The following is a 22,215-nucleotide window of genomic DNA, read 5'->3' on the forward strand; positions in this document are numbered from 1 at the left end:
GGTTCCGCTGTCGCCACACCCTGACCTAGATTGCCTGCGCATTGCACAGGTGATCACTGAGGGGACGGAGCCGCCTGATGTCGCAAGCCCCAGAAGCCGGCAGAGGGGCGACGGTGACGCCGATGCGCGTCGTCATCGCCCTCTGCCTCATAGCGCCCTTCGTGGCCATGCTGTGGGTCGGCTCGTACGCCAAGACCGACCCGGCCTTCATCGGGATCCCGTTCTTCTACTGGTACCAGATGGCGTGGGTCCTGATCTCCACCGTGCTGACGATGATCGCCTACAAGCTGTGGCAGCGTGACCAGCGCGCCCGCTCTGCCGCGAAGGGCGGTGCGTCGGAGTGAAGGACGGCGTGAACGGCGTCGCACTCGCCGTCTTCATCTTCTTCTTCCTGCTCGTCACGGTCCTGGGCTTCCTGGCCGCGCGGTGGCGCAAGGCCGAGAACGAGCACAGCCTGGACGAGTGGGGCCTGGGCGGCCGCTCGTTCGGCACCTGGATCACCTGGTTCCTGCTCGGCGGCGACCTGTACACGGCGTACACCTTCGTGGCCGTACCGGCGGCGATCTACGCGGCGGGCGCGGCAGGCTTCTTCGCGGTGCCGTACACCATCCTGATCTACCCGCTGATCTTCACGTTCCTCCCCCGCCTGTGGTCGGTCTCGCACAAGCACGGGTACGTGACGACGTCCGACTTCGTGCGCGGCCGCTTCGGCTCCAAGGGCCTCTCCCTGGCCGTGGCCCTCACCGGCATCCTCGCGACCATGCCGTACATCGCGCTCCAACTGGTCGGCATCCAGGCCGTGCTGGACGTGATGGGCGTCGGCGGCGGCGAGGACACCAACTGGTTCATCAAGGACCTGCCGCTGCTGATCGCCTTCGGTGTGCTGGCCGCGTACACGTACTCGTCGGGTCTGCGGGCACCGGCGCTGATCGCGTTCGTGAAGGACACCCTGATCTACATCGTCATCGCGGTGGCGATCATCTACATCCCGATCAAGCTGGGCGGCTTCGACGAGATCTTCGCCAAGGCCGGCGAGGCGTACAGCCAGACCAACCCGGCGACGGGCGCGCCGCGCGGTGCGCTGGTGCCGCCGGAGGCGGGGCAGTGGACGTACGCCACGCTGGCGCTGGGATCCGCGCTCGCGCTCTTCATGTACCCGCACTCGATCACGGCGACGCTGTCCTCGAAGAGCCGTGAGGTGATCCGGCGCAACACCACGATCCTGCCGCTGTACTCGCTGATGCTGGGCCTGCTGGCGCTGCTCGGCTTCATGGCGATCGCGGCCGGGATCAAGGTGCAGAACGGGCAGCTGGCGATCCCGCAGCTGTTCGAGACCATGTTCCCGGACTGGTTCGCGGGCGTGGCCTTCGCGGCGATCGGCATCGGCGCCCTGGTCCCGGCGGCCATCATGTCCATCGCGGCCGCGAACCTCTTCACCCGCAACATCTACAAGGACTTCATCAAGCCCGACGCCACGCCCGCGCAGGAGACCAAGGTCTCCAAGCTGGTGTCCCTGCTGGTGAAGGTGGGCGCGCTGGCCTTCGTCCTCACCATGGACAAGACGGTCGCCATCAACTTCCAGCTGCTCGGCGGCATCTGGATCCTCCAGACCTTCCCGGCCCTGGTCGGCGGCCTGTTCACCCGCTGGTTCCACCGCTGGGCCCTGCTCGCGGGCTGGGCGGTCGGCATGGTCTACGGCACGGTCGCCGCGTACGGCGTCGCCTCCCCGACCCAGAAGCACTTCGGCGGCTCGTCGAAGGAGATCCCGGGCATCGGCGAGATCGGCTACATCGGCCTCACGGCGTTCGTCCTGAACGTCGTCGTCACCGTGGTCCTGACCTTCGTCCTCAAGGCCCTGAAGGCCCCCGACGGCATCGACGAGACCAAGCCGGAGGACTACACGGCGGACGCGGGCGACCCCGGGGTCCAGGTGGAGCTTCCGCCGGCGACGGCGGGCACCTCGCACTGAGTCGCAGGTGACTACGGGCCGCCGGTGAGAAACCGGCGGCCCGTTGTCATACCCGTCCCGCACACTCGGACCATGGACATCCTCATCCGGCGAGTGAAGCCCACCGAGTACGACGCCCTCGGCGAGATCACCGCCCAGGCCTACCTGAAGGACGGCCTCCTCCACTTCGGTGAGAGCGACTGGTACCTCGGCGAACTCAAGGACGTGGCCAAGCGGGCCGCCGCCGCGGACGTCCTGGTGGCCACCCGGGGCGAACACCTTCTCGGTGGCGTCACCTTCGTCCCCTCCGGCGGCCCCATGGCCGACATCGCCCGGCCCTCAGAGGCCGAGATACGGATGCTCGCCGTCGCCCACGAGGCCCGCGGCCGCGGCGCCGGAGAGGCCCTCGTCCGCGCCTGCGTCGACCGGGCCCGCGCGACAGACGGCTGCGTCCGCGTCGTCCTGTCGACGCAGCGCACCATGCACTCCGCCCACCGCCTCTACGAACGCCTCGGTTTCGTCCGTGTCCCGGAGCGCGACTGGAACCCGATTCCGGAGCTCGACGACATCACTCTCCTCACCTACGAGTTGACGCTGTGAAACCGTCGCGACACTACATCTAGGGGTGCTTTCTCCACCCGGCACAAGATGTATGCTCATGCTCGCTGTCGCCGCAGGGGAATCCGGTGCGAATCCGGAACTGTCCCGCAACGGTGTACCCATGCCTTTTTATGCGTGCATGGGAGTCAGTCCGAGGACCTGCCGACAGCGCGCCCGGCCGTCCGGCCGGTGTGCCCCGACGTCCGGGCCTCGTGGAATGGGCCGGTGGACGCGACGCCGCGTGCGCTCGCGTGCTGCCCCCTGCCCTGCGAGGCCCCCGTGCCGAGCGAGGGAGAGCCCCACGTGACCATCGCGCCAGCCGATCCGGTCTCAGCCGCCGAAGAAGAGCACGACGGTCCTGGTGCCGCGCTGCTGCGGACCCTGACCGAGCTGACCGCCGACCTCCCCGACGCCGACCCCGGCCGGGTCGCCGCCGCCGCGCTGCGCGGCCGGTCCGCGCGGGCCGACGAATCGGAGTTGCGCGAGCTGGCGACGGAGGCGGCCGCCGGCCTCATCTCCGAGGATCCCGCCTACTCCCGGCTGGCCGCGCGCCTGCTGACGATCGGGATCCGCGCCGAGGCCGCCTCGCAGGGCGTCACGTGCTTCACCGAGTCCGTCGCGGTCGGGCACCGGGAGGGCCTCATCGCCGACCGGACCGCCGAGTTCGTGCGCGTCCACGCCGCCCGCCTCGACGCCCTGATCGACACGGCCGCCGACGACCGCTTCGGCTACTTCGGCCTGCGCACACTCCACAGCCGCTACCTGCTCCGGCACCCGATCACCCGCAAGGTGATCGAGACGCCCCAGCACTTCATGCTGCGCGTCGCCGCCGGCCTCGCCGAGGACGACACCACCCGGGCGCTCGACGAAGTCGCCGCGCTCTACCGGCTCATGAGCCGGCTGGACTACCTCCCCTCCTCCCCCACCCTCTTCAACTCCGGCACGCGGCACCCCCAGATGTCGTCCTGCTACCTGCTCGACTCCCCCAAGGACGAGCTGGACTCGATCTACGATCGGTACCACCAGGTGGCGCGGCTGTCGAAGCACGCCGGCGGCATCGGCATCGCGTACTCCCGTATCCGTGCCCGCGGTTCGCTGATTCGCGGCACGAACGGCCACTCCAACGGCATCGTCCCGTTCCTGAAGACTCTCGACACCTCGGTCGCCGCCGTGAACCAGGGCGGCCGCCGCAAGGGCGCCGCCGCGGTCTACCTGGAGACCTGGCACTCCGACATCGAGGAGTTCCTGGAGCTGCGCGACAACACCGGCGAGGACGCCCGCCGCACGCACAACCTGAACCTCGCGCACTGGGTGCCCGACGAGTTCATGCGGCGGGTGAACGCCGACGCGCACTGGTCGCTGTTCTCCCCCTCGGACGTGCCCGAGCTGGTCGACCTGTGGGGCGAGGAGTTCGACGCCGCCTACCGGGCCGCCGAGGCGAAGGGCCTGGCGAAGAAGACGCTGCCCGCGCGCGAGCTGTACGGCCGGATGATGCGCACCCTCGCGCAGACCGGCAACGGCTGGATGACCTTCAAGGACGCCGCCAACCGCACCGCCAACCAGACCGCCGAGCCGGGCCACGTCGTCCACTCCTCCAACCTCTGCACGGAGATCCTGGAGGTCACCAGCGACGGCGAGACGGCGGTCTGCAACCTGGGGTCGGTCAACCTCGGCGCGTTCGTCGACCAGACCGGCGGGGACATCGACTGGGAGCGGCTGGACGAGACCGTCCGCACGGCCGTCACGTTCCTCGACCGGGTCGTGGACATCAACTTCTACCCGACCGAGCAGGCGGGCCGTTCCAACGCCAGGTGGCGTCCGGTCGGCCTCGGAGTCATGGGCCTCCAGGACGTCTTCTTCAAGCTGCGCCTGCCCTTCGACTCGCCCGAGGCCAAGGCGCTGTCCACCCGCATCGCCGAGCGGATCATGCTCGCCGCGTACGAGGCCTCCGCCGAACTCGCCGAGCGCCCCCAAGCACCTACGACAAGCTCCGGTGCAGGGGGGACCCCCATCGGCCCGTTGCCGGCCTGGGAGAAGACCCGTACGGCCCGGGGCGTGCTCCACCCCGACCACTACGACGTGGAACCGACCTGGCCGGAGCGCTGGGCGGCCCTGCGCGAGCGCATCGCCGCGACCGGCATGCGCAACTCCCTGCTCCTCGCCATCGCGCCGACGGCCACGATCGCCTCGATCGCGGGCGTGTACGAGTGCATCGAGCCGCAGGTGTCCAACCTGTTCAAGCGCGAGACGCTGTCGGGTGAGTTCCTCCAGGTCAACTCCTACCTGGTGGAGGAGCTGAAGCGGCTCGGCGTGTGGGACGCCCGCAGCCGGGAGGCCCTGCGTGAGGCGAACGGCTCGGTGCAGGACTTCGCCTGGATCCCCGACGACGTGCGCGCCCTGTACCGCACGGCGTGGGAGATCCCGCAGCGCGGCCTGATCGACATGGCGGCGGCCAGGACCCCGTTCCTGGACCAGTCCCAGTCCCTGAACCTCTTCCTGGAGACGCCGACCATCGGCAAGCTCTCCTCGATGTACGCCTACGCCTGGAAGTCCGGGCTGAAGACCACGTACTACCTGCGCTCGCGCCCGGCGACCCGCATCGCCCGCGCCGCCCAGGCCACCGTCCCCGTGCAGGCCACCCCGGACCCCGAAGCGACCGCCTGCTCCCTGGAAAACCCCGAGTCCTGCGAGGCCTGCCAATAATGACGACTCAGAACCTTCTCGACCCCGGCTTCGAGCTGACTCTCCGCCCGATGCGCTACCCGGACTTCTACGAGCGCTACCGGGACGCCATCAAGAACACCTGGACCGTGGAGGAGGTCGACCTCCACTCGGACGTCACCGACCTCGCCAAGCTCTCCCCCGCCGAGCAGCACCTGATCGGCCGTCTGGTGGCCTTCTTCGCGACGGGTGACTCGATCGTCGCGAACAACCTGGTGCTGACCCTGTACAAGCACATCAACTCCCCCGAGGCGCGGCTGTACCTGTCACGCCAGCTGTTCGAGGAGGCCGTGCACGTCCAGTTCTACTTGACGCTGCTCGACACCTATCTCCCCGACCCGGACGACCGCGCCGCCGCGTTCGCCGCCGTGGAGAACATCCCCTCCATCCGCGAGAAGGCGGAGTTCTGCTTCAAGTGGATCAACGAGGTCGAGAAGCTGGACCGCCTGGAGACCCAGGCCGACCGCCGCCGCTTCCTGCTCAACCTCATCTGCTTCGCCGCGTGCATCGAGGGCCTGTTCTTCTACGGCGCCTTCGCCTACGTGTACTGGTTCCGCAGCCGGGGCCTGCTGCACGGGCTGGCCACCGGCACCAACTGGGTGTTCCGCGACGAGACGATGCACATGTCGTTCGCCTTCGACGTGGTCGACACCGTCCGCAAGGAGGAGCCGGAGCTGTTCGACGACCAGCTCCGGCAGCAGGTGACGGACATGCTCCGCGAGGCCGTCGAGGCCGAGCTCCAGTTCGCGCGCGACCTGTGCGGGGACGGCCTCCCGGGCATGAACACCGAGTCGATGCGGCAGTACCTGGAGTGCGTCGCCGACCAGCGGCTCACCCGCCTCGGCTTCGCTCCGGTCTACGGCTCCGAGAACCCCTTCTCCTTCATGGAGCTCCAGGGGGTTCAGGAGCTGACCAACTTCTTCGAGCGGCGGCCCTCCGCGTACCAGGTGGCGGTGGAGGGCACCGTCGACCTGGACGAGGACTTCTGAACCGCCACGCCTTCGCGGGTCTCCTGGGCCTCCCTGATCTGACGGTCGACGCGCCGGTCGCGCACGATACCGATCACTGACGGGAGGACCAGGAGGACCAGCGTCCCGAGCACGAAGATCATTGCGATGAGTGTCTGTACCTGGTTCGTGTCCATGGACACCACTGTCGCGCCGGTGACTCCTTACCGTCAGTGGCAGTACTGTCGTAGACCCTCGAATTACTGCCACTGACGAGGCACACTGGAGGCATGCTCCAGAACGTGGCCGTCATCCTCCTCGACGGCGTGAACCCCTTCGAACTCGGTGTGGTGTGCGAGGTCTTCGGCACCGACCGCAGCGACGACGGACTGCCGGTCTACGACTTCGCCGTGGCCTCGGCCGAGGGCCCGGCCCTGCGCACGAACACGGGCTTCGCGCTGCAGATCGAGCACGGTCTGGAGCGGCTGGAGACGGCCGACCTGATCGCCGTGCCCGCCGGGCACCGCTACGAGTCCCGGGCCTTCCCGCCGGAGCTGCTGGACGCGCTGCGCCGCGGTGTCGACCGCGGCGCCCGGGTGCTCAGCGTCTGCTCCGGCGTCTTCGTGCTGGCCGCGGCCGGGCTGCTGGACGACCGCCGCTGCGCCACGCACTGGCGGCACGCGGAGGACCTCGCCCGGCAGTACCCGCGGATCACCGTCGAGCCGGACGTGCTCTACGTCGACGAGGACCCGGTGATCACCTCCGCCGGCACGGCCGCCGGCATCGACGCCTGCCTCCACCTGGTGCGCAAGGAGCAGGGCTCGGAGGTCGCCAACAAGATCGCCCGGCGGATGGTGGTGCCGCCGCACCGCGACGGCGGCCAGGCCCAGTACATCGAGCGCCCGCTGCCGCACTCCGAGGCCGACACGATCGGCGAGGTGCTGGCGTGGATGGAGCGGCACCTCGACGAGGAGGTCACCGTCGAGCAGCTGGCCGCCCGCGCCCACATGTCTCCGCGCACCTTCGCCCGTCGCTTCCAGCAGGAGACCGGGACGACTCCCTACCGCTGGATCCTGCGCCAGCGCGTGCTGCTGGCCCAGCGGCTGCTGGAGGCGACGGACGAGACGATGGACGCGATCGCCGGTCGAACGGGGTTCGGCAACGCGGCCGCGCTGCGCCACCACTTCGTCCGGTCGGTCGGGACGACGCCGAACGCCTACCGGCGCACATTCAGGGGCCCCGAAGCGGCCTGACGATCACCAGCGCTCACCTCGGCACCGGCCGCAGCCGCAGGTCGTGCGGCCGGAGCGTGATGCCCACCCGTGTCGCGTCGTTGGAGCCGGCCACCTGCTCGAAGCGGAACCTGGTGGCCAGCGCCGCCGTGATCAGCGTCAGCTGGGCCATCGAGAAGTGGTCGCTCGGGCACTTGCGGTTGCCCACGCTGAACGGGCTCATGGCGTGCTTCGGGATGTCCTTGACCCGGTCCGGAAGCCAGCGGTCGGGGTCGAACTCCAGGTTCCGCGCGTACGACTTCGGATCGCGCTGGATCGCGTACGGGCTGTAGACGATGTCCGCCCCGGCCGGAATCCGGTATCCGCCGAGTTCCGTGTCCCGTACCGCCCGTCGCGTCAGAATCCACACGGCCGGGCTCAAACGCATGGACTCGACGACGACATTGTTGGTGTGCCTGAGTCCTCGGACGTCTGCGAATGCCACCGGCCTCCCACCGGTGACGGCTTCTACTTCGTCACGCACCCGGTCCGCGTGTTCAGGGTGTTCCGCGAGCATATGCAGCAGCCACATGATCGTGGATGCGACGGTTTCGCTGCCGGGGGTGAGGATCGCGACGACCTGGTCGTGGATCTCCTGTTCCCCGATGGGGTCGCCATTCTCGTCCGTCGCCTCCAGCAATGCCGTCAGCAAATCGTCCGGCTTTTGACCGGATGCGCGGCGCTCGGCGACGATCTCGTCGACCAGGAGATGCAAATCGGCCAATGCCCGGTTGAATTCCCGGTTGGCCGGGAGCGGCAGCTTGTAGAGCGGTCCGAGCGGCACCACCATCCGCCGGTACATCCCGCGGAAGACGGTGGCGAGCGCGACGCACAGCCGCTCCGCCCGCTCGTCCATGTAGTCGCCGCGCAGCAGGCAGCGGGCCGCGATGCGCACGGCCACCCGGAACGACTCGGAGGTGCAGTCGATGGTCTGCCCCGGCTTCCAGCGCTCGGTGAGCGCGTGTGCCTCCTCCTCCATGATCGGCCCGTAGGCGGGGATGGCGTCGAGCCGGAAGGCGGGCTGGATGGTGCGCCGCTGGCGCCGGTGCCGCGGGCCGTTCGCCGTGGCCACGCCCTCCTTGCCGAGCAGACCCTCCAGGGATTCCCACAGCGGCCCGGCGATGATGAAGTCGTTGCTCAGCGCCAGCGCGCCGGTGAGCGCCGGGGTGGTGACGGCGTACACCGTCTTCGGTCCGAGCTTCAGCCGGACCACGTCGCCGTGGTCGCGCAGCCGGGACATGAACGCCAGCGGGTCGCGCACCAGCTTCCAGCCGTGCCCCAGGACGGGGACACCGCCGCCGGCCCGGGGCGGTTCGAGCGGCTCCGGAACCAGTGGGGCTTCAGGCTTCACAGACTCGACGGTCATTTCTCACCTGCCGCTTCGTTGTTGACGTACGGGGGCGTGGACCGGTCGTCCCAGCTGTCGACCATGTACCGGCCGGACTCGTGATGGAACCAGTAGACGGAACTGAACCAGTTCCGCATATTGCTCAGACAGGCCCGCACGGCGGCGCTGAGTTCCTTTCCCCGCACGGTGCCGTCGGCGAGTCCGTCGGCGAACCGTAATGCTTCCTGTTCGACGTCGATGAATTCCGTGATGCAGTACTCGACACGGCTCCTGACTTCTGTGACCGCCTGTTCGAGTGTCAGCCCCTCATGGGTGATGAGACTGATTCCGAGATTGTGCACCTCGTCGCCCGCTATTTCCTTCGGAAGCGAGCAGAGGTCGTTGTACCAGGCGGCGAACTCCTGGCTCAGCAGCGCGGCCCGCCGATATGCCGGGTGTTTCCGTACGGCGTCGGGGAGTTCGCATCCCGCGGTCGGCTCCAGCAGATCCGTCCAGATCCAGTGGGCGAAGGTAAGCCGGCGCAACCGCAGATACTCCTCGACCGTGGGCACGATTCCGTGGGTGCGGTTGTGGAACTCCCGGTCGTACGCGTCGATCACCTCGTGGAAGTGCCGGGCGAACCGGAGGTTCCACGTCGCCGGCAGGAAGGCGTACAGCCGCAGCACGCTGTCCGCGAACCCGGCGACCAGTGGGTCCTCGTGGTGCAGGTGCTCCCCGGGGGAGTCGAGGGCCGAGTGCAGCCGGTCCCGCAGCCGCCGCCAGGCGATCGGGCGGCCGTGCACGATGTCGCGGTCGTGACGGTCGTCCCAGACGAAGAACCACGCGCTGTAATCCGCGATCGCCTGCATGACCTCGTCGGAGGCGCCGATGTAGTACCCGGCCATGAGGTCGGTGTAGCACAGGCCGTCGGCATATTCCTCCACCGTGTCCGCGGGCATGAGCCGCTTTTCGAGCAGCCAGGCCCGCGTCTTCTCCTGGCACTTCGGCCAATACGGGTGGAGTTGCCGGGGAAACGCCGCCTCGATCACCGGAAGGGAGAGCGACGGTGGAACAGCGATGGTGGTCGGTGTCGATGTGGTGCCGTGTGACAAAGCATGCACGAACTAACCCCTCTCAGCCGCCAGTTGGCGCGGGCGCCCCTCCTTCCGTGCCGGGCGTGCGCCGTTGCATACCCCGCTCCCTCCATTCAGCACCACAACTGACCGTTCTGGGAACGCATTTGCTTCATTCACTACCCCAAGGGCCTGGAACCTCCCGTTGCGTGACTGATACCGGATCACCAGGAGAGCAGAAGCGATCGAACGTGCGACGGACAGGCGAACGGCACAGACGAACGGCGTCTGTTCGGGACGGGAATCCCGAACAGACGCCGTGCGCCTGGTGATCGTGAGGTCTCAGTCGTTCGCGACGACGGGGTACCGGGGCTCGTTCTCGGCCATCTGACGCAGCGCGTCCTTGCGTTCGCGCTTGGAGAGGCGGTCGATGTACAGGTAGCCGTACAGATGGTCGGTCTCGTGCTGCAAACACCGAGCGAAGTACCCGGTGCCGCGTACCCGGATCGGGTTGCCCCGCTCGTCCTGCCCGGTCACCTCGGCGTAGTCGGGCCGGGCGAGCTGCGCGTACGCGGTCGGCACCGACAGGCAGCCCTCGTTGCTGTCGTCCAGCCGGCGCTTGTCGGCGGGCAGTTCGACGAGCCTGGGGTTGCAGACGACACCGGTGTGCCGGACGCCCTCGTCGTCCGGGCAGTCGTAGACGAAGACCTTCAGGTCGACGCCGATCTGGTTGGCGGCCAGGCCCACGCCCTCGGCGGTGCGCTGCGAGGCGAACATGTCCGCCACGAGCTGCTGGAGCTCGTCGCCGAAGTCGGTGACGTCCTTGCACTCCTTGTGCAGCACCGGGTTCCCGACCACCGTGATCGGCCGCGAGGTCCCCCGCTCCCGCCAGGCCGCCTCGCGCTCCTCGCAGTCCTCCGTGTCGATCACGTACCCCTCGTCATCGACGGGGAGCACGCCCGCGCGCTGCTGATCGGTGTCCTGCTGAGCCATGACGTTACGTACGCCTTCCTGAACCTAACCGAGCTGAGATGCTGATACAGGGTACGCGGGTGGCGGAGGCCCCTTCAGGGGCGCGGGGAACTGCGCGAGAAACCACGCCGGCGCCGCACCCGGCACATGACCTAGCACACCTCTTCCAAATCCCGCCAATCCCGAGAATCCGGACTGTCGGCAACCCACCCGTCCAGCAACCCCCTCACGAGGGAAGCCGGCGCAGCCAACCCGCACTCCCGCTCGGGAACCCACAGCTGCCCGTCCGTCCGATGCCCCAGCGGCCCGGGATGCCCCGGCTCACTGTGATCGTGCGGATCGAGATGCTCCCCGTCCCCCTCGTCGGACGGCATCCGTGACTCGGAGCACATCCGGCACAGCAACCGCACCGAGGAAGACCAGTCCTCCGCGGCGAACCCGGCATCCCCGGCGAGCTGCTCCAGCGCGTCCCGGTCCGCCTCGGTCGCGGCCTCCAGCAGCACCACCCAGGTCGGCACCGGCGACGGCGCCCACAGCTCGATCTCGTCGAACACCGGATACGTGTGCCCGGCGGCCGTCGTCCGCTCCCCGTGCGGCACACCGTCGTGCAGTACGACCTCACCCCAGCGCCGCCCCGACGACGGCAGCGGAATGGACAGCACCTCGATCCGCGCGGGATCCAGCCGCCGCCCCCACACGACCTCGGCCTCCCCCTCCGGGGACAGCCGCACGGCCGCGCTGCCGAGGTCCATGCCGACGGGCTCACCGGAGTCGTTGGGCGGCCCCGGCACCCGCAGCCCGTAGGCCTGCCAGGCGCGCCGGGCCAGCGGCCAGTCCTGGAGGGCGGTCGCGGCGATGCCGACGTTCCACCAGTCGGGCGCGCCGGTGTCCCGGTCGAGCAGCGCCACGGCCCTGAGCCCCGCCGCCCGCGCCTGCTCCCAGTCGTGCCGGAACTTGTGCAGCAGGGCGAGGTTGAACCAGGACTCGGACAGCCAGGGCTCCAGGTCGGCGGCACGTGTCAGCAATGCGCCGGCGTCCTCGTACCGGCCGTCGCCGATGAGAGTGAACGCCCGGTCTGTGGCCTGCCGCCAGGAGGCGGAGGGCCGGTGCCGTCCCTTGCCGAAGATCCTCACGATTCCCGCCTGCCAGTTCCGTGCGGTGGGCTGGCCGTAGCTGTGTTTCGAGCCCCCGGACACCTTCTTCTTCGCATCCAACCACGTACGGCCTCCGGGGCGCTCATTACCCATGGGTTACCCAGTCACGGGCAAGGTCAGACTGCTCCTTGCCAGTACCCGGGCCAGCGATTCCACCACCTCCGGGGCGTACTCCCCGGCGGTGGCGAGCCGGAGTTCCTCCAGCGCCGTCAGCGGTCCGCCCAGGCCACCTTCCCGGGACTTCTCCTCGTACGCGTTCACGGCCCGGACGATCCGCGCGGCGAGCGGCTGCTCCGCGTAGGGGTCGGCCTGCCGCTCCACGACCACGGCGACCGCCTCGTCGACGCCCGTCTGCCGTACGACAGCCCCGCCGAGCAGCGCGATCCGCCGCGCCTCGGCGGCGGGCAGACCGGCGGTGGCGCCCGCCGGCACCGGGTCGACGAGGCTCAGCTGGCCGATGTCGTGCATGAGCGCGGCGTACTCCAGCACGGCCAGCTCGGGCTCGGTGAGGCCCAGGTCACGGCCCACCGCCTGGCTGAGCGCGGCGACGCGGCGGGCATGCCCGCAGGGGGTGTACCCGGCGACCTCGGTGGCCCGTGCCAGGGAGGCGATGGTCTGCCGGTAGGTCGCCCGGACGGCGGCGTAGCGGCGGAACGACATCTGGGCGAGCAGCAGCGGCACGGAGAAGACGGGCAGCGCCCACAGCCCCACGACGGCGACCGCCAGGGCCATCACCGCCCCGGTCGCGATGACGGCGGAGCCGATGCCGAGCACGGCCCGCAGCTCGTCCCGCAGCACCGGGCCGAAGGGCCAGCCCGTGCGGGAGTGGGCCAGCGCGGCGGCGAGCACCGCGTCGCACAGCGCGGTCAGGGACAGCAGCGCGAGCAGCAGCAGCGCGTAGGCGGGGCCGCCCCAGTCGTCGAACATGCCCCGGTTGTACGGGGGCTGGAAGCACACGGCGACGAACCCGACGGTGAGCACCCGGCGTGCCAGGTGGTCGAGCGTGGGTCCCTGCCCGCGCGCCACGTGCGGCACGCTGGCGAGCAGCGAGGCGGCGAGCACGACGGCGACGACCTGGGCGGGGCCGTGGTGCGTGGCCCGCCCGCCGGCCTCGCCGAGCAGCGCGTACGACAGGGCCGCGGCGGCCCCGAGCGGCGCCGGCTCCCTGACCCGCGCCCCGTTGCGCCGGGCGAGCTCCCCGACGGTGACGAGGACGCCGAAGGCGAGGGCGACCCGGCGTTCCTCCAGCCCGTCGTAGAGGGTGACGGCGAGGGAGCCGGCGGCGAGGAGGGCGGCACAGCCGTGGACGAGGGTGAAGAGCGGCGGCGGGCGGTACGCGCTCACCGGTGGGCTCCCGGTCGGCTGGAGACGGGTGCGCCGGGCGGGGGAATCCGGGTCGGGTCGACGTCGTCGGCGGTCACGGCGGGGCGCCATCCGGCCCGGCCGACGGCCTCCACGAGAGCCTCGACCATCTCCGGGTCGAACTGGCTGCCGGAGCACCGCTTCAGCTCCGCCAGGGCGACCGCGACGGGCCGGGCCCTGCTGTAGCTCCGTGTGGAGGTCATGGCGTCGAAGGCGTCCGCGACCGCCACGACCCGGGCGGACTCCGGGATCTGACTGCCCATCAGGCCGTACGGATACCCGGTGCCGTCCAGCCGTTCGTGGTGGTGCAGCACGGCGGCGCGGGCCTCCCCGAGGAAGCCGATGCCGCGCACCATCTCGTGCCCGTACTCGGGGTGCAGCTCGATCACCCGCCGCTCCTCGGGCGTCAGCGGCCCGTCCTTCCTGAGCAGCCGGGTGGGGACGCCCAGCTTGCCGACGTCGTGCAGGATCCCGGCGAACCGGAGCACCTCGACGCGCTCGTCGTCCATGCCCAGTTCGCGCGCGATCATCATGGAGGCCTGCCCGACGCGCTCGCTGTGGCCGCGTGTGTAGCCGTCCTTGATGTCGACGGCCTGCACCAGCGCCCGGATGGTCGCCTGGTGGGCGGCCCGTTCCCGGTGGTACTGCGCGAAGGCCCACCACGAGACGCACATCGGCAGCAGCACGAGCAGCGCGGCCACGGGACCGTACGGGCTGCGCCACAGCACGGCCATCATCAGCCCGGCCAGCCCGTGCACGGCGATGGGCGCGAGGGAGCGCGACACGAGCCCCCGCCAGGCCCGCCGCACCGGCACCCGCTCGGCGACGGCCAGGATCCCGCCGTCCAGCAGCGCGAGCACCAGGCAGAACGCCAGCACGGCCGCCCCGGCCGGCCCGAGCGCATAGGGGACGTCGCCCGCGACGACCGCGTCCCGACCGCCGAGCGCCCAGTGCACCCGGGCCGCGGCCCACACGCCGAGGACGAGCTGGGCGGCCCGCCAGACCCGGCGCAGCGCCAGGGGCCGCTGCTCGACGTGCGAGAGCAGCGCGCCGGGCACGGCCACCAGGGCGGCGGCGGGCGCGGGCAGCAGGAAGGCACCGGCGAGCAGCACGGGATAGAAGGTCCCGGCCGGATGGGAGATCCCGACGAACCGGGACCGGGCGACGCGCTCGCAGCCCGCGTACAGCGTGGCGAGCAGCGCCACGGCCCACCAGGGCGTACGGATGCCCGGCAGCGGCAGCAGACAGAGGAGGGCGGCGACGGCGACACAGGCGACGTACACGCGTGCCCGCACCGGTACCGCTTCCATGCACCCCTCCCCCGGCCATGTCCGTCAGGCCCGGAGCCTAGGACGGCGGCGGGGGGCTCCGCGGGCCGATAACCCGCGGATTAGCACGTTCGAGTGATGCGTTCGAGGATGACTACCCCGCCAGAGGCGGGGTAGTTGAAAAGCGCGGGAGTGTCAGGACTCCTGCGGCGTGGCAGGCGAGGCCGTGACGTCCTGCTCGGGGACGGCCTGGCCGGAGCGGATCAGCTCGATCCGCCCCATGACCTTGTCGCGCAGGTCGCCCGGCACGTCGTCATGCCCGCAGCAGCGCTTGACCAGCTTCTTGACGGCCTGCTCGAGCCCGTACTTCTCCAGGCAGGGCGAGCACTCCTCGAAGTGGTGCTCGAACTTCACGCAGTCCGAGTCCGGCATCTCACGGTCGAGGAACTCGTAGAGATGATCGAGGATTTCGCTGCAATCCGTCTCGTGCGGCTCTCCGCAGCTCATGACCCCGAGCCTTTCGCTTCGTTCGACTCTCCGGCGCCGGCCGGGACCATCCCGCGGTCACGGGCGTAGTCCTCCAGCATGCCGCGCAGCTGACGGCGTCCCCGGTGCAGCCGGGACATCACCGTACCGATGGGTGTCCCCATGATGTCGGCGATCTCCTTGTACGCAAAGCCCTCGACGTCCGCGAGATACACGGCGATGCGGAACTCCTCGGGGATCGCCTGGAGCGCTGCCTTCACGTCCGAGTCGGGCAGGTGGTCGAGCGCCTGCGACTCCGCGGAGCGCAAGCCCGTCGACATGTGCGACTCGGCGCGGGCGAGCTGCCAGTCCTCGATCTCCTCGGCCGCCGAGCGCTGCGGTTCACGCTGCTTCTTGCGGTAGGAGTTGATGAAGGTGTTGGTGAGGATCCGGTACAGCCACGCCTTGAGATTGGTGCCCTCGCGGAACTGGTGGAAGGACGCGTACGCCTTGGCGTACGTCTCCTGCACCAGGTCCTCCGCGTCGGCCGGGTTGCGCGTCATGCGCAGGGCGGCCGAGTACATCTGGTCGAGGAACTCGAGCGCGTCCCGCTCGAAGCGCGCGTTGCGCTCCGCGGCCGTCTCCGCGCCCGTGCCACCCTGGCCCTCGGGCTGCTCCGCCTGGCCGTGTTCGGTCCCTGCGTCGGTCCCAGTGACCGGACCCACCTCCTCCAGTGTTCTCGCGAGACCGAGACCGGTCTCACCCGAATCGGAGGATAGACGACGATCCGGTCCGCCCGCCGCCCGAATGGGGGCGGTCCTGGCCGCGTGCAGCACCGTCCAGTCCAGGTCGGCGCGGCTGCTGCGGCTCGGGCAGTAGATCGAACCCATGCGGCGGACTCCCTCTCCTACGGCGTCGGTGCTGGTCTCCAGCGCGTACGTCCCGCACAACAGTGCTCGCCGCCCCGGCATTCCCGGAGCTTTACCCGAGTGACCCGGTCCACTCCACGACCGCGTCCGTGATGACCGCCACTGCCTCCTCCTGCGTGGTCTCCGCGCGCTTGGGGACGGCGAAGCCGTGATCGCCGTGCGGCACCTCCACGAGCTCGTACGGCCCCTCGGGGAACTCCCCGGGCTTCCCGAACGGGTCGTTCCCGCCCTGCACGACCAGGGTGGGCACCCCGGAACCCAGCAGTTCGGCGGCGCGGGACTTCTCGGGCCTGCCGGGCGGGTGAAGAGGAAAGCTGAGGGCGAGGACAGCGTGGGCGCCGAGCTCGGTGGCGGTACGGCAGGCGACCCGGGCCCCGGCGCTGCGGCCGCCGGACACGACCGGCAGGCCGGGCTCGGCGAGGGCGGGCCAGATGCCGCGCCAGCCGAGGTCCAGGGTCCTGGGCGCGGGCGCGAGCTTCTTCCCGGCCACTCGCCAGGGCTGCTCCACACGGGCCACGGTGACGCCGTGGGCGGGCAGGACGGCGGCCAGGGCCATCAGGTCGCGGGCCTCGATGCCGCCGCCGGCGCCGTGGCCGACGGCGAGGACCAGCCGGGCCTTTTTCGCCTTGTGCCAGGTGATTCGGGCGGGTCCGGCCTCGGTCTCGACGATCTCGGGGGTCGCGTTTGCCGCCTTGGTCACATCGTTCACATCCGTCACGTCAGAAGAGTGTGCCCTCTTCCGGCCCTTCCAGCTCCTTCAGCAGCTCCGGGCCGTTGTTGCGGACGTTGCTGACGGCCGTCGTGACGGGGTAGGCGCGCATCAGCCCGGCGGGCGGCGGGGCGAGCAGCTCGCGCAGGTCGTCCGCGTCCGTGCGGGACGGGTCCAGCCACGCGTCCCAGCGGTCGGGCGTCAGCATCAGCGGCATCCGGGGGTGGATCTCGGCCAGGGCCCGCGGACCGTCCACCGGGGACACCGCCAGCGGGCTGGTCTCGGCCTCGGTGGTGATGACGGAGCACGTCACCCACCAGGCCCGCGGGTGGTCGTCCGGCAGCGTCTTGTCCCGCCAGAACTCGTACAGCCCGGCCATCGCGAAGACCGACCCGTCCGCCGGGGTCACGAAGTAGGGCTGCTTGCGGGGCCGCTTCTTCTTCCCCTCGACCTCCAGCTCGCGCTCCTGCTCGCCGGTGACCCACTCGTAGTAGCCGTCGGCGGGCAGGATGCAGCGCCGGGAGGTGAAGGCGCGGCGGTAGGACGGCTTCTCGTGGACGGTCTCCGCGCGGGCGTTGATCATCCGGGCGCCGCCCTCGGGGGTCTTCGACCAGGACGGGACGAGCCCCCACTTCAGCGTGCGCAGCTGCCGAACCGGCCGCGGGTCGTCCGCGTCTTTCACAGGACGGTCGAGGACGGCGTAGACCTCTTTGGTGGGCGCCACGTTGTAGTCGGGCTCCAGAGTCTCCTCGGGCTCCCACTTCTGGATCTCAAAGATTCCTGCGAGATCCTCTGGCCTACGACTCGCTGCATACCGTCCGCACATACGTGCCACACTGCCAGGCCCACCCGTCTCCCGGCCACCACCCCTCAACGCGGCGCTTCGCGCCGCCCCTTCCGAATCCGCCCACAGGGAGCCATCGCCGCACATGGACAGCACCGCAACCGCCTCCCTCGCCTCCCTCTGGGACGAGGTCTCCGGCACGCAGCCCGACCCCGACCTGTGGGTCGTGATCGCGACCCTGGTGGCCGCGCTGGCCGTGGTGATCCCGCACGGCCTGTGGCGCGTCTCCCGCAACGCCATCACCATCGCCCACGAGGGCGGCCACGGGCTCGTGGCCCTGCTCACCGGCCGCACCCTCACCGGCATACGGCTGCACTCGGACACCAGCGGCCTGACCGTCAGCCGCGGCAAGCCGTACGGCATCGGCATGATCCTCACCGCGGCCTCCGGCTACACCGCCCCGCCCCTGCTGGGCCTCGGCGGCGCGGCCCTGCTGGGCTCCGGGCGCATCACGCTCCTGCTGTGGCTGGCCACGGCCCTGCTGCTGGCCATGCTCGTGATGATCCGCAACGCCTACGGCGCCCTCACCATGATCGTCACCGGCGGTCTGTTCGTCCTGGTGTCCTGGCTGGCCGGCCCTCAGGTCCAGGCGGCGTTCGCGTACGTGGTGGTGTGGTTCCTGCTGATCGGCGGGGTGCGTCCGGCGTTCGAGCTCCAGGTCAAGCGGGCGCGGGGCGGTGCGGGGGACTCGGACGCGGACCAGTTGTCGCGGCTGACGCATGTGCCGGCGGGGCTGTGGTTCTTCCTGTTCCACGCGGTGTCGCTGTGCTCGCTGATCGGCGGGGGCAGGTGGCTCCTGGAAGTGTGACGCGGGGCGGTGCCGATGTGCGGCTCCGCCCGCGTGGGCCGACCAGCCCCCACGGCGCCGCACCCGAGCCACTGCCTCCTTATAAAGTGAAGCCATGGCCCCGAACACCGCAGACACCGCCCTTTGGCCCGCCCCGCACGCGAGCGGAGCCGTCGACGCGACGGTCCACGTGCCCGGGTCCAAGTCGGTCACGAACCGCGCCCTGGTCCTCGCCTCCCTCGCCTCCGAACCGGGCTGGCTGCGCCGCCCCCTGCGCTCCCGGGACACCCTGCTGATGGCCGGCGCGCTGCGCGCCATGGGCATCGAGATCGAGGAGGGCGTGGGCCCGGACGGCACCGGGGAGGCCTGGCGCGTGATCCCCACGGGCCTGCGCGGCCCGGCCACGGTCGACGTCGGCAACGCCGGCACGGTGATGCGGTTCCTGCCGCCCGTCGCCGCGCTCGCCGACGGCCCGGTCCGCTTCGACGGCGACCCCCGCTCGTACGAGCGTCCCCTGAACGGCGTCATCGACGCGCTGCGTCAGCTCGGTGCCCGGATCGACGACGACGGCCGTGGCGCGCTGCCGCTGACCGTGCACGGCAGCGGCGCCCTGGACGGCGGCCCGGTCGCCATCGACGCGTCCTCCTCGTCGCAGTTCGTGAGCGCCCTGCTGCTGTCCGGCCCGCGCTTCAACCAGGGCGTCGAGGTCCGCCACACCGGCGCCACGCTGCCCTCCATGCCGCACATCCGCATGACCGTCGACATGCTGCGCGCGGTCGGCGCCCAGGTGGACACGCCCGAGTCGGGCGGCGAGCCCAACGTCTGGCGGGTCACCCCCGGCGCCCTGCTCGGCCGCGATCTGACGATCGAGCCCGACCTGTCCAACGCCCAGCCGTTCCTGGCGGCCGCGCTGGTGACCGGCGGCCGGGTCGTCGTCCCGGACTGGCCGTCCCGCACCACCCAGCCCGGTGACCGGCTGCGCGAGATCTTCACCGAGATGGGCGGCTCCTGCGAACTGACCGAGTTCGGGCTCGTGTTCACCGGCTCCGGCTCGATCCACGGCATCGACGTCGATCTGAGCGAGGTCGGCGAGCTGACGCCGGGCGTCGCGGCGGTCGCGGCCCTCGCCGACTCCCCGTCGACCCTGCGCGGCGTGGCCCATCTGCGGCTGCACGAGACGGACCGCCTGGCCGCGCTGACCAAGGAGATCAACGAACTCGGCGGTGACGTCACGGAGACCGCCGACGGTCTGCACATCCGCCCGCGCCGGCTGCACGGCGGGATCTTCCACACGTACGACGACCACCGCATGGCCACGGCCGGCGCGATCATCGGCCTGGTTGTGGACGGAGTGCAGATCGAGAACGTGGCGACGACGGCCAAGACCCTGCCCGACTTCCCCGATCTGTGGACCGGGATGCTCGGGGCGTAGGACACGGGGATCAGGTCATGCGCCGCTACGGCAAGCACACCGACGAGGACGACATCCGCACCCGTCCCGGCCGCCGGAACACCCGGCCCCGGACGAACCTCCGGCCCAAGCACGAGGACGCCGCCGAGGGCCTCGTCCTCACGGTCGACCGGGGCCGCCTGACCTGCCTCGTCGAGGACCGTGTGGTCATGGCGATGAAGGCCCGCGAGCTGGGCCGCAAGGCGGCGGTGGTCGGAGACCGGGTGGCCCTCGTGGGCGACCTGTCCGGCACGAAGGACACGCTCGCGAGGATCGTCCGCATCGAGGAGCGCACGTCCGTGCTCCGCCGCACCGCGGACGACGACGATCCGTACGAGCGCGTGGTCGTCGCCAACGCCGACCAGCTGGCCGTGGTCACCGCCCTGGCCGATCCGGAGCCCCGCCCGCGGCTGATCGACCGCTGTCTGGTCGCGGCCTACGCCGGCGGCCTGGACCCGCTGCTGGTCCTGACCAAGTCGGACCTCGCCCCGCCGGACAAGCTGCTGGAGCTGTACGGCCATCTCGACATCCCCTACGTCGTCACCAGTCGCGAGGAACTCCAGAACGGCACCGCCGTGGCCCGCGTACGCGAGCAGCTCGACGGCAAGATCACCGCGTTCGTCGGCCACTCCGGTGTGGGCAAGACGACCCTGGTCAACGCGCTGGTTCCGGAGGAGCGGCGGCGTACGACCGGGCATGTGAACGCGGTGACGGGCCGGGGCCGGCACACGACCACCTCGGCGCTGGCGCTGCCGCTGGCCGGCAGCGACGGCTGGGTGGTCGACACGCCGGGCATCCGGTCCTTCGGCCTGAACCACGTGGACCCGTCCCGGGTCATCCACGCCTTCCCCGACCTGGAGCCGGGCACCGAGGGCTGCCCGCGCGCGTGCAGCCATGACGAGCCGGACTGCGCGTTGGACGCGTGGGTGGCCGAGGGGCACGCGGATCCGGCGCGGCTGTACTCGCTGCGGCGGCTGCTGGCCACGCGGGAGCGGAAGGAAGGCGACTGAGGAAGGCGGCCGAGGAAGGCGACTGACCTCCGCGTTGTTTGTCATGGCGTGCGGACGGTAAGTGCATAATCGCACCAAGCCGGATGCAAGACCGCCCAGAAGCTGACGAATCTGGCGTACTTGCTCGAACTGACTAAGCGGTCGCTGAACGTGGGATACGGGAGGAACGACTCATGGCGTGGCTGCTGGTCATAGTGGCGGGGTTGCTGGAGACCGGCTTCGCCGTGTGTCTGAAGCTGTCGCACGGTTTCACACGGCTCTGGCCGACGATCGCGTTCTGCGTCTTCGCCCTCGGCAGTTTCGGCCTGCTGACCCTGGCGCTGAAGAAACTCGACGTGGGCCCCGCCTACGCGGTGTGGACCGGCATCGGCGCGGCAGGCACCGCGATCTACGGCATGGTGTTCCTCGGCGACCTGGTGTCGACGCTGAAGATCGTGTCGATCAGCCTCGTCATCATCGGTGTGATCGGGCTTCAGTTGTCGGGGTCGGCGCACTGACGTCGTGTCAGTCGGCCTGCCGTTGAAGGACGCTGCGGACCAGGTCGGCGACGCCGCCCTCGCCGGGTGGCGCGGCCACGCAGGACAGGGCGAGCCGGACGGCGAGTTCGCAGGAGCGGGCCAGGTCGGCGGTGTCGGACTTGGGGGTGCCGGGTCCCGCCAGGACGGTGACGGCACGGTCGCGGACGAGGGCGACGAAGTCACCGGGTGAGGGCAGTGGACCGTCGGCCCGGCGCTGGGCCGGTACGGCTGAGCTGGAGGGCACGGCCGACAGGGCCGGGGACGGCAGCCGTTCGCTCCAGCAGCCGGTGAGCATGGCGCGGACGAGTGCGTTCTCGCGAGCCGCCGAGGTGATCCACTCGGCGGTGGCGGTGAGCCGGTCGCGCAGGTCGCTGTGCTCCGTGAGCGCGCGGTCGACGCCGGCGAGATATCCGTCGGCCTCTCTCCTCACGAGCGCCCGGGCGAGCCCGTCCTTGCTGCCGAACTCGTTGTACAGCGTCTGCCGGGACACTCCCGCCGCCGCGGCCACGTCCACCATCCGTACGGCGGACCACGGCCGGCGCGCCAGCGCCGCGTAAGCGGCGTCCAGTAGAGATTCCCGCGCTGCAGGCATCAACGCCTCCCCTTGGGGCGAGCGGCTCTGCGCCCAGATTTGACGTGCACGAAACCACTGTCAAGGGTCCGCGGGCGCACACGGGGGCGCCTTTGAGCCGACCTGCGCGGGTGCCTCCGGCGGTCTGGCCGTGGCACCCGCTCGCGGGTTGTGGGTCCGGGCCGCGCGCGGCTGCGGGTGGGTGTCCGCTGAGCTGCGGGCAGTCGCGCCGCTGGGGGCGGCGCCCGCCCCGGGAGAAGCGGCACCCCGCTCCGCCGGGCTGCGGACC

General features: G+C 70.6%; 21 protein-coding genes and 1 riboswitch. Of the genes, 10 read left to right on the forward strand and 11 right to left on the reverse strand.

The window, feature by feature from the left end:
- Positions 1-77 precede the first annotated feature (77 nt).
- The 6 genes from CA983_RS07960 (at position 78) to CA983_RS07990 (ending at position 7,469) form a co-directional block, all read left to right on the forward strand.
- Entirely contained in the window at positions 78-344 is a 267-nt protein-coding gene (locus CA983_RS07960; RefSeq protein WP_086600164.1) for a DUF3311 domain-containing protein, read from the forward strand.
- Positions 341-1,969, forward strand: a complete 1,629-nt coding sequence (gene mctP, locus CA983_RS07965; protein WP_086600165.1) for a monocarboxylate uptake permease MctP — start codon at positions 341-343, stop codon at positions 1,967-1,969. Before CA983_RS07960 ends, mctP begins: the two co-directional genes overlap by 4 nt.
- A 72-nt stretch (positions 1,970-2,041) precedes the next feature.
- Positions 2,042-2,548: a GNAT family N-acetyltransferase gene (locus CA983_RS07970; RefSeq protein ID WP_086600166.1), complete on the forward strand. Its 507-nt coding sequence runs from the start codon at positions 2,042-2,044 to the stop codon at positions 2,546-2,548.
- A gap of 52 nt (positions 2,549-2,600) precedes the next feature.
- A riboswitch (cobalamin riboswitch) is annotated at positions 2,601-2,729 on the forward strand.
- 122 nt (positions 2,730-2,851) lie between these two features.
- Positions 2,852-5,251 (forward strand): ribonucleoside-diphosphate reductase subunit alpha, encoded by a 2,400-nt coding sequence (locus CA983_RS07975; protein WP_086600167.1) that lies wholly within the window; start codon positions 2,852-2,854, stop codon positions 5,249-5,251.
- Positions 5,251-6,258 (forward strand): ribonucleotide-diphosphate reductase subunit beta, encoded by a 1,008-nt coding sequence (locus CA983_RS07980; protein WP_086600168.1) that lies wholly within the window; start codon positions 5,251-5,253, stop codon positions 6,256-6,258. The genes CA983_RS07975 and CA983_RS07980 overlap by 1 nt, the downstream gene beginning before the upstream one ends.
- Positions 6,259-6,506: 248 nt before the next feature.
- The gene (locus CA983_RS07990; RefSeq protein WP_086600169.1) at positions 6,507-7,469 is read left to right on the forward strand and encodes a helix-turn-helix domain-containing protein; all 963 of its coding nucleotides are present in this window, start codon (positions 6,507-6,509) and stop codon (positions 7,467-7,469) included.
- Positions 7,470-7,482: 13 nt separating this feature from the next.
- Here CA983_RS07990 and CA983_RS07995 read toward each other — a convergent pair whose 3' ends face one another.
- The 10 genes from CA983_RS07995 to CA983_RS08040 form a co-directional block, all read right to left on the reverse strand.
- Positions 7,483-8,853 (reverse strand): bifunctional albaflavenone monooxygenase/terpene synthase, encoded by a 1,371-nt coding sequence (locus CA983_RS07995; protein WP_086600170.1) that lies wholly within the window; start codon positions 8,851-8,853, stop codon positions 7,483-7,485.
- Entirely contained in the window at positions 8,850-9,935 is a 1,086-nt protein-coding gene (cyc1, locus tag CA983_RS08000; RefSeq protein WP_086600171.1) for an epi-isozizaene synthase, read from the reverse strand. Before cyc1 ends, CA983_RS07995 begins: the two co-directional genes overlap by 4 nt.
- Positions 9,936-10,229: 294 nt before the next feature.
- The gene (gene def, locus CA983_RS08005; protein WP_086600172.1) at positions 10,230-10,880 is read right to left on the reverse strand and encodes a peptide deformylase; all 651 of its coding nucleotides are present in this window, start codon (positions 10,878-10,880) and stop codon (positions 10,230-10,232) included.
- Positions 10,881-11,011: 131 nt separating this feature from the next.
- A complete protein-coding gene (locus CA983_RS08010) occupies positions 11,012-11,992 on the reverse strand; it encodes a tetratricopeptide repeat protein (RefSeq protein WP_086600186.1) in 981 nt (326 codons plus the stop codon).
- A 117-nt stretch (positions 11,993-12,109) separates the two neighbouring features.
- Positions 12,110-13,447, reverse strand: coding sequence for an HD domain-containing protein (locus CA983_RS08015; protein WP_086600173.1), 1,338 nt, complete (start codon positions 13,445-13,447; stop codon positions 12,110-12,112).
- Positions 13,354-14,685, reverse strand: a complete 1,332-nt coding sequence (locus CA983_RS08020; protein ID WP_086600174.1) for an HD-GYP domain-containing protein — start codon at positions 14,683-14,685, stop codon at positions 13,354-13,356. The genes CA983_RS08015 and CA983_RS08020 overlap by 94 nt, the downstream gene beginning before the upstream one ends.
- Before the next feature lie 153 nt (positions 14,686-14,838).
- Positions 14,839-15,150 carry a mycothiol system anti-sigma-R factor gene (rsrA, locus tag CA983_RS08025; protein ID WP_033314427.1) on the reverse strand — a complete coding sequence of 104 codons (312 nt, stop codon included), beginning with the start codon at positions 15,148-15,150 and terminating at the stop codon, positions 14,839-14,841.
- Positions 15,147-15,833: an RNA polymerase sigma factor SigR gene (gene sigR, locus CA983_RS08030; protein ID WP_059416549.1), complete on the reverse strand. Its 687-nt coding sequence runs from the start codon at positions 15,831-15,833 to the stop codon at positions 15,147-15,149. The genes rsrA and sigR overlap by 4 nt, the downstream gene beginning before the upstream one ends.
- Before the next feature lie 256 nt (positions 15,834-16,089).
- A complete protein-coding gene (locus tag CA983_RS08035; protein WP_086600175.1) occupies positions 16,090-16,755 on the reverse strand; it encodes an alpha/beta hydrolase family protein in 666 nt (221 codons plus the stop codon).
- 1 nt (position 16,756) lies between these two features.
- Complete coding sequence (locus tag CA983_RS08040) at positions 16,757-17,572, reverse strand: SOS response-associated peptidase (protein ID WP_086600176.1); 816 nt, start codon at positions 17,570-17,572, stop codon at positions 16,757-16,759.
- 103 nt (positions 17,573-17,675) lie between these two features.
- Here CA983_RS08040 and CA983_RS08045 point away from each other — a divergent pair, with 103 nt between their 5' ends.
- The 4 genes from CA983_RS08045 (at position 17,676) to CA983_RS08060 (ending at position 21,334) form a co-directional block, all read left to right on the forward strand.
- The gene (locus tag CA983_RS08045) at positions 17,676-18,398 is read left to right on the forward strand and encodes a M50 family metallopeptidase (protein ID WP_086600177.1); all 723 of its coding nucleotides are present in this window, start codon (positions 17,676-17,678) and stop codon (positions 18,396-18,398) included.
- Between the two features lie 94 nt (positions 18,399-18,492).
- Complete coding sequence (gene aroA, locus CA983_RS08050) at positions 18,493-19,809, forward strand: 3-phosphoshikimate 1-carboxyvinyltransferase (protein WP_086600178.1); 1,317 nt, start codon at positions 18,493-18,495, stop codon at positions 19,807-19,809.
- A 17-nt stretch (positions 19,810-19,826) separates the two neighbouring features.
- Entirely contained in the window at positions 19,827-20,837 is a 1,011-nt protein-coding gene (gene rsgA / locus CA983_RS08055; RefSeq protein WP_086600179.1) for a ribosome small subunit-dependent GTPase A, read from the forward strand.
- 173 nt (positions 20,838-21,010) lie between these two features.
- Positions 21,011-21,334 carry a DMT family transporter gene (locus CA983_RS08060; protein WP_086600180.1) on the forward strand — a complete coding sequence of 108 codons (324 nt, stop codon included), beginning with the start codon at positions 21,011-21,013 and terminating at the stop codon, positions 21,332-21,334.
- 7 nt (positions 21,335-21,341) lie between these two features.
- On the opposite strand, the gene CA983_RS08065 is transcribed toward CA983_RS08060, so the two are convergent.
- Complete coding sequence (locus tag CA983_RS08065) at positions 21,342-21,947, reverse strand: TetR/AcrR family transcriptional regulator (RefSeq protein WP_086600181.1); 606 nt, start codon at positions 21,945-21,947, stop codon at positions 21,342-21,344.
- Positions 21,948-22,215 lie beyond the last annotated feature (268 nt).

Source organism: Streptomyces swartbergensis, from assembly GCF_002148965.1.
Lineage (GTDB): Bacteria > Actinomycetota > Actinomycetes > Streptomycetales > Streptomycetaceae > Streptomyces > Streptomyces swartbergensis.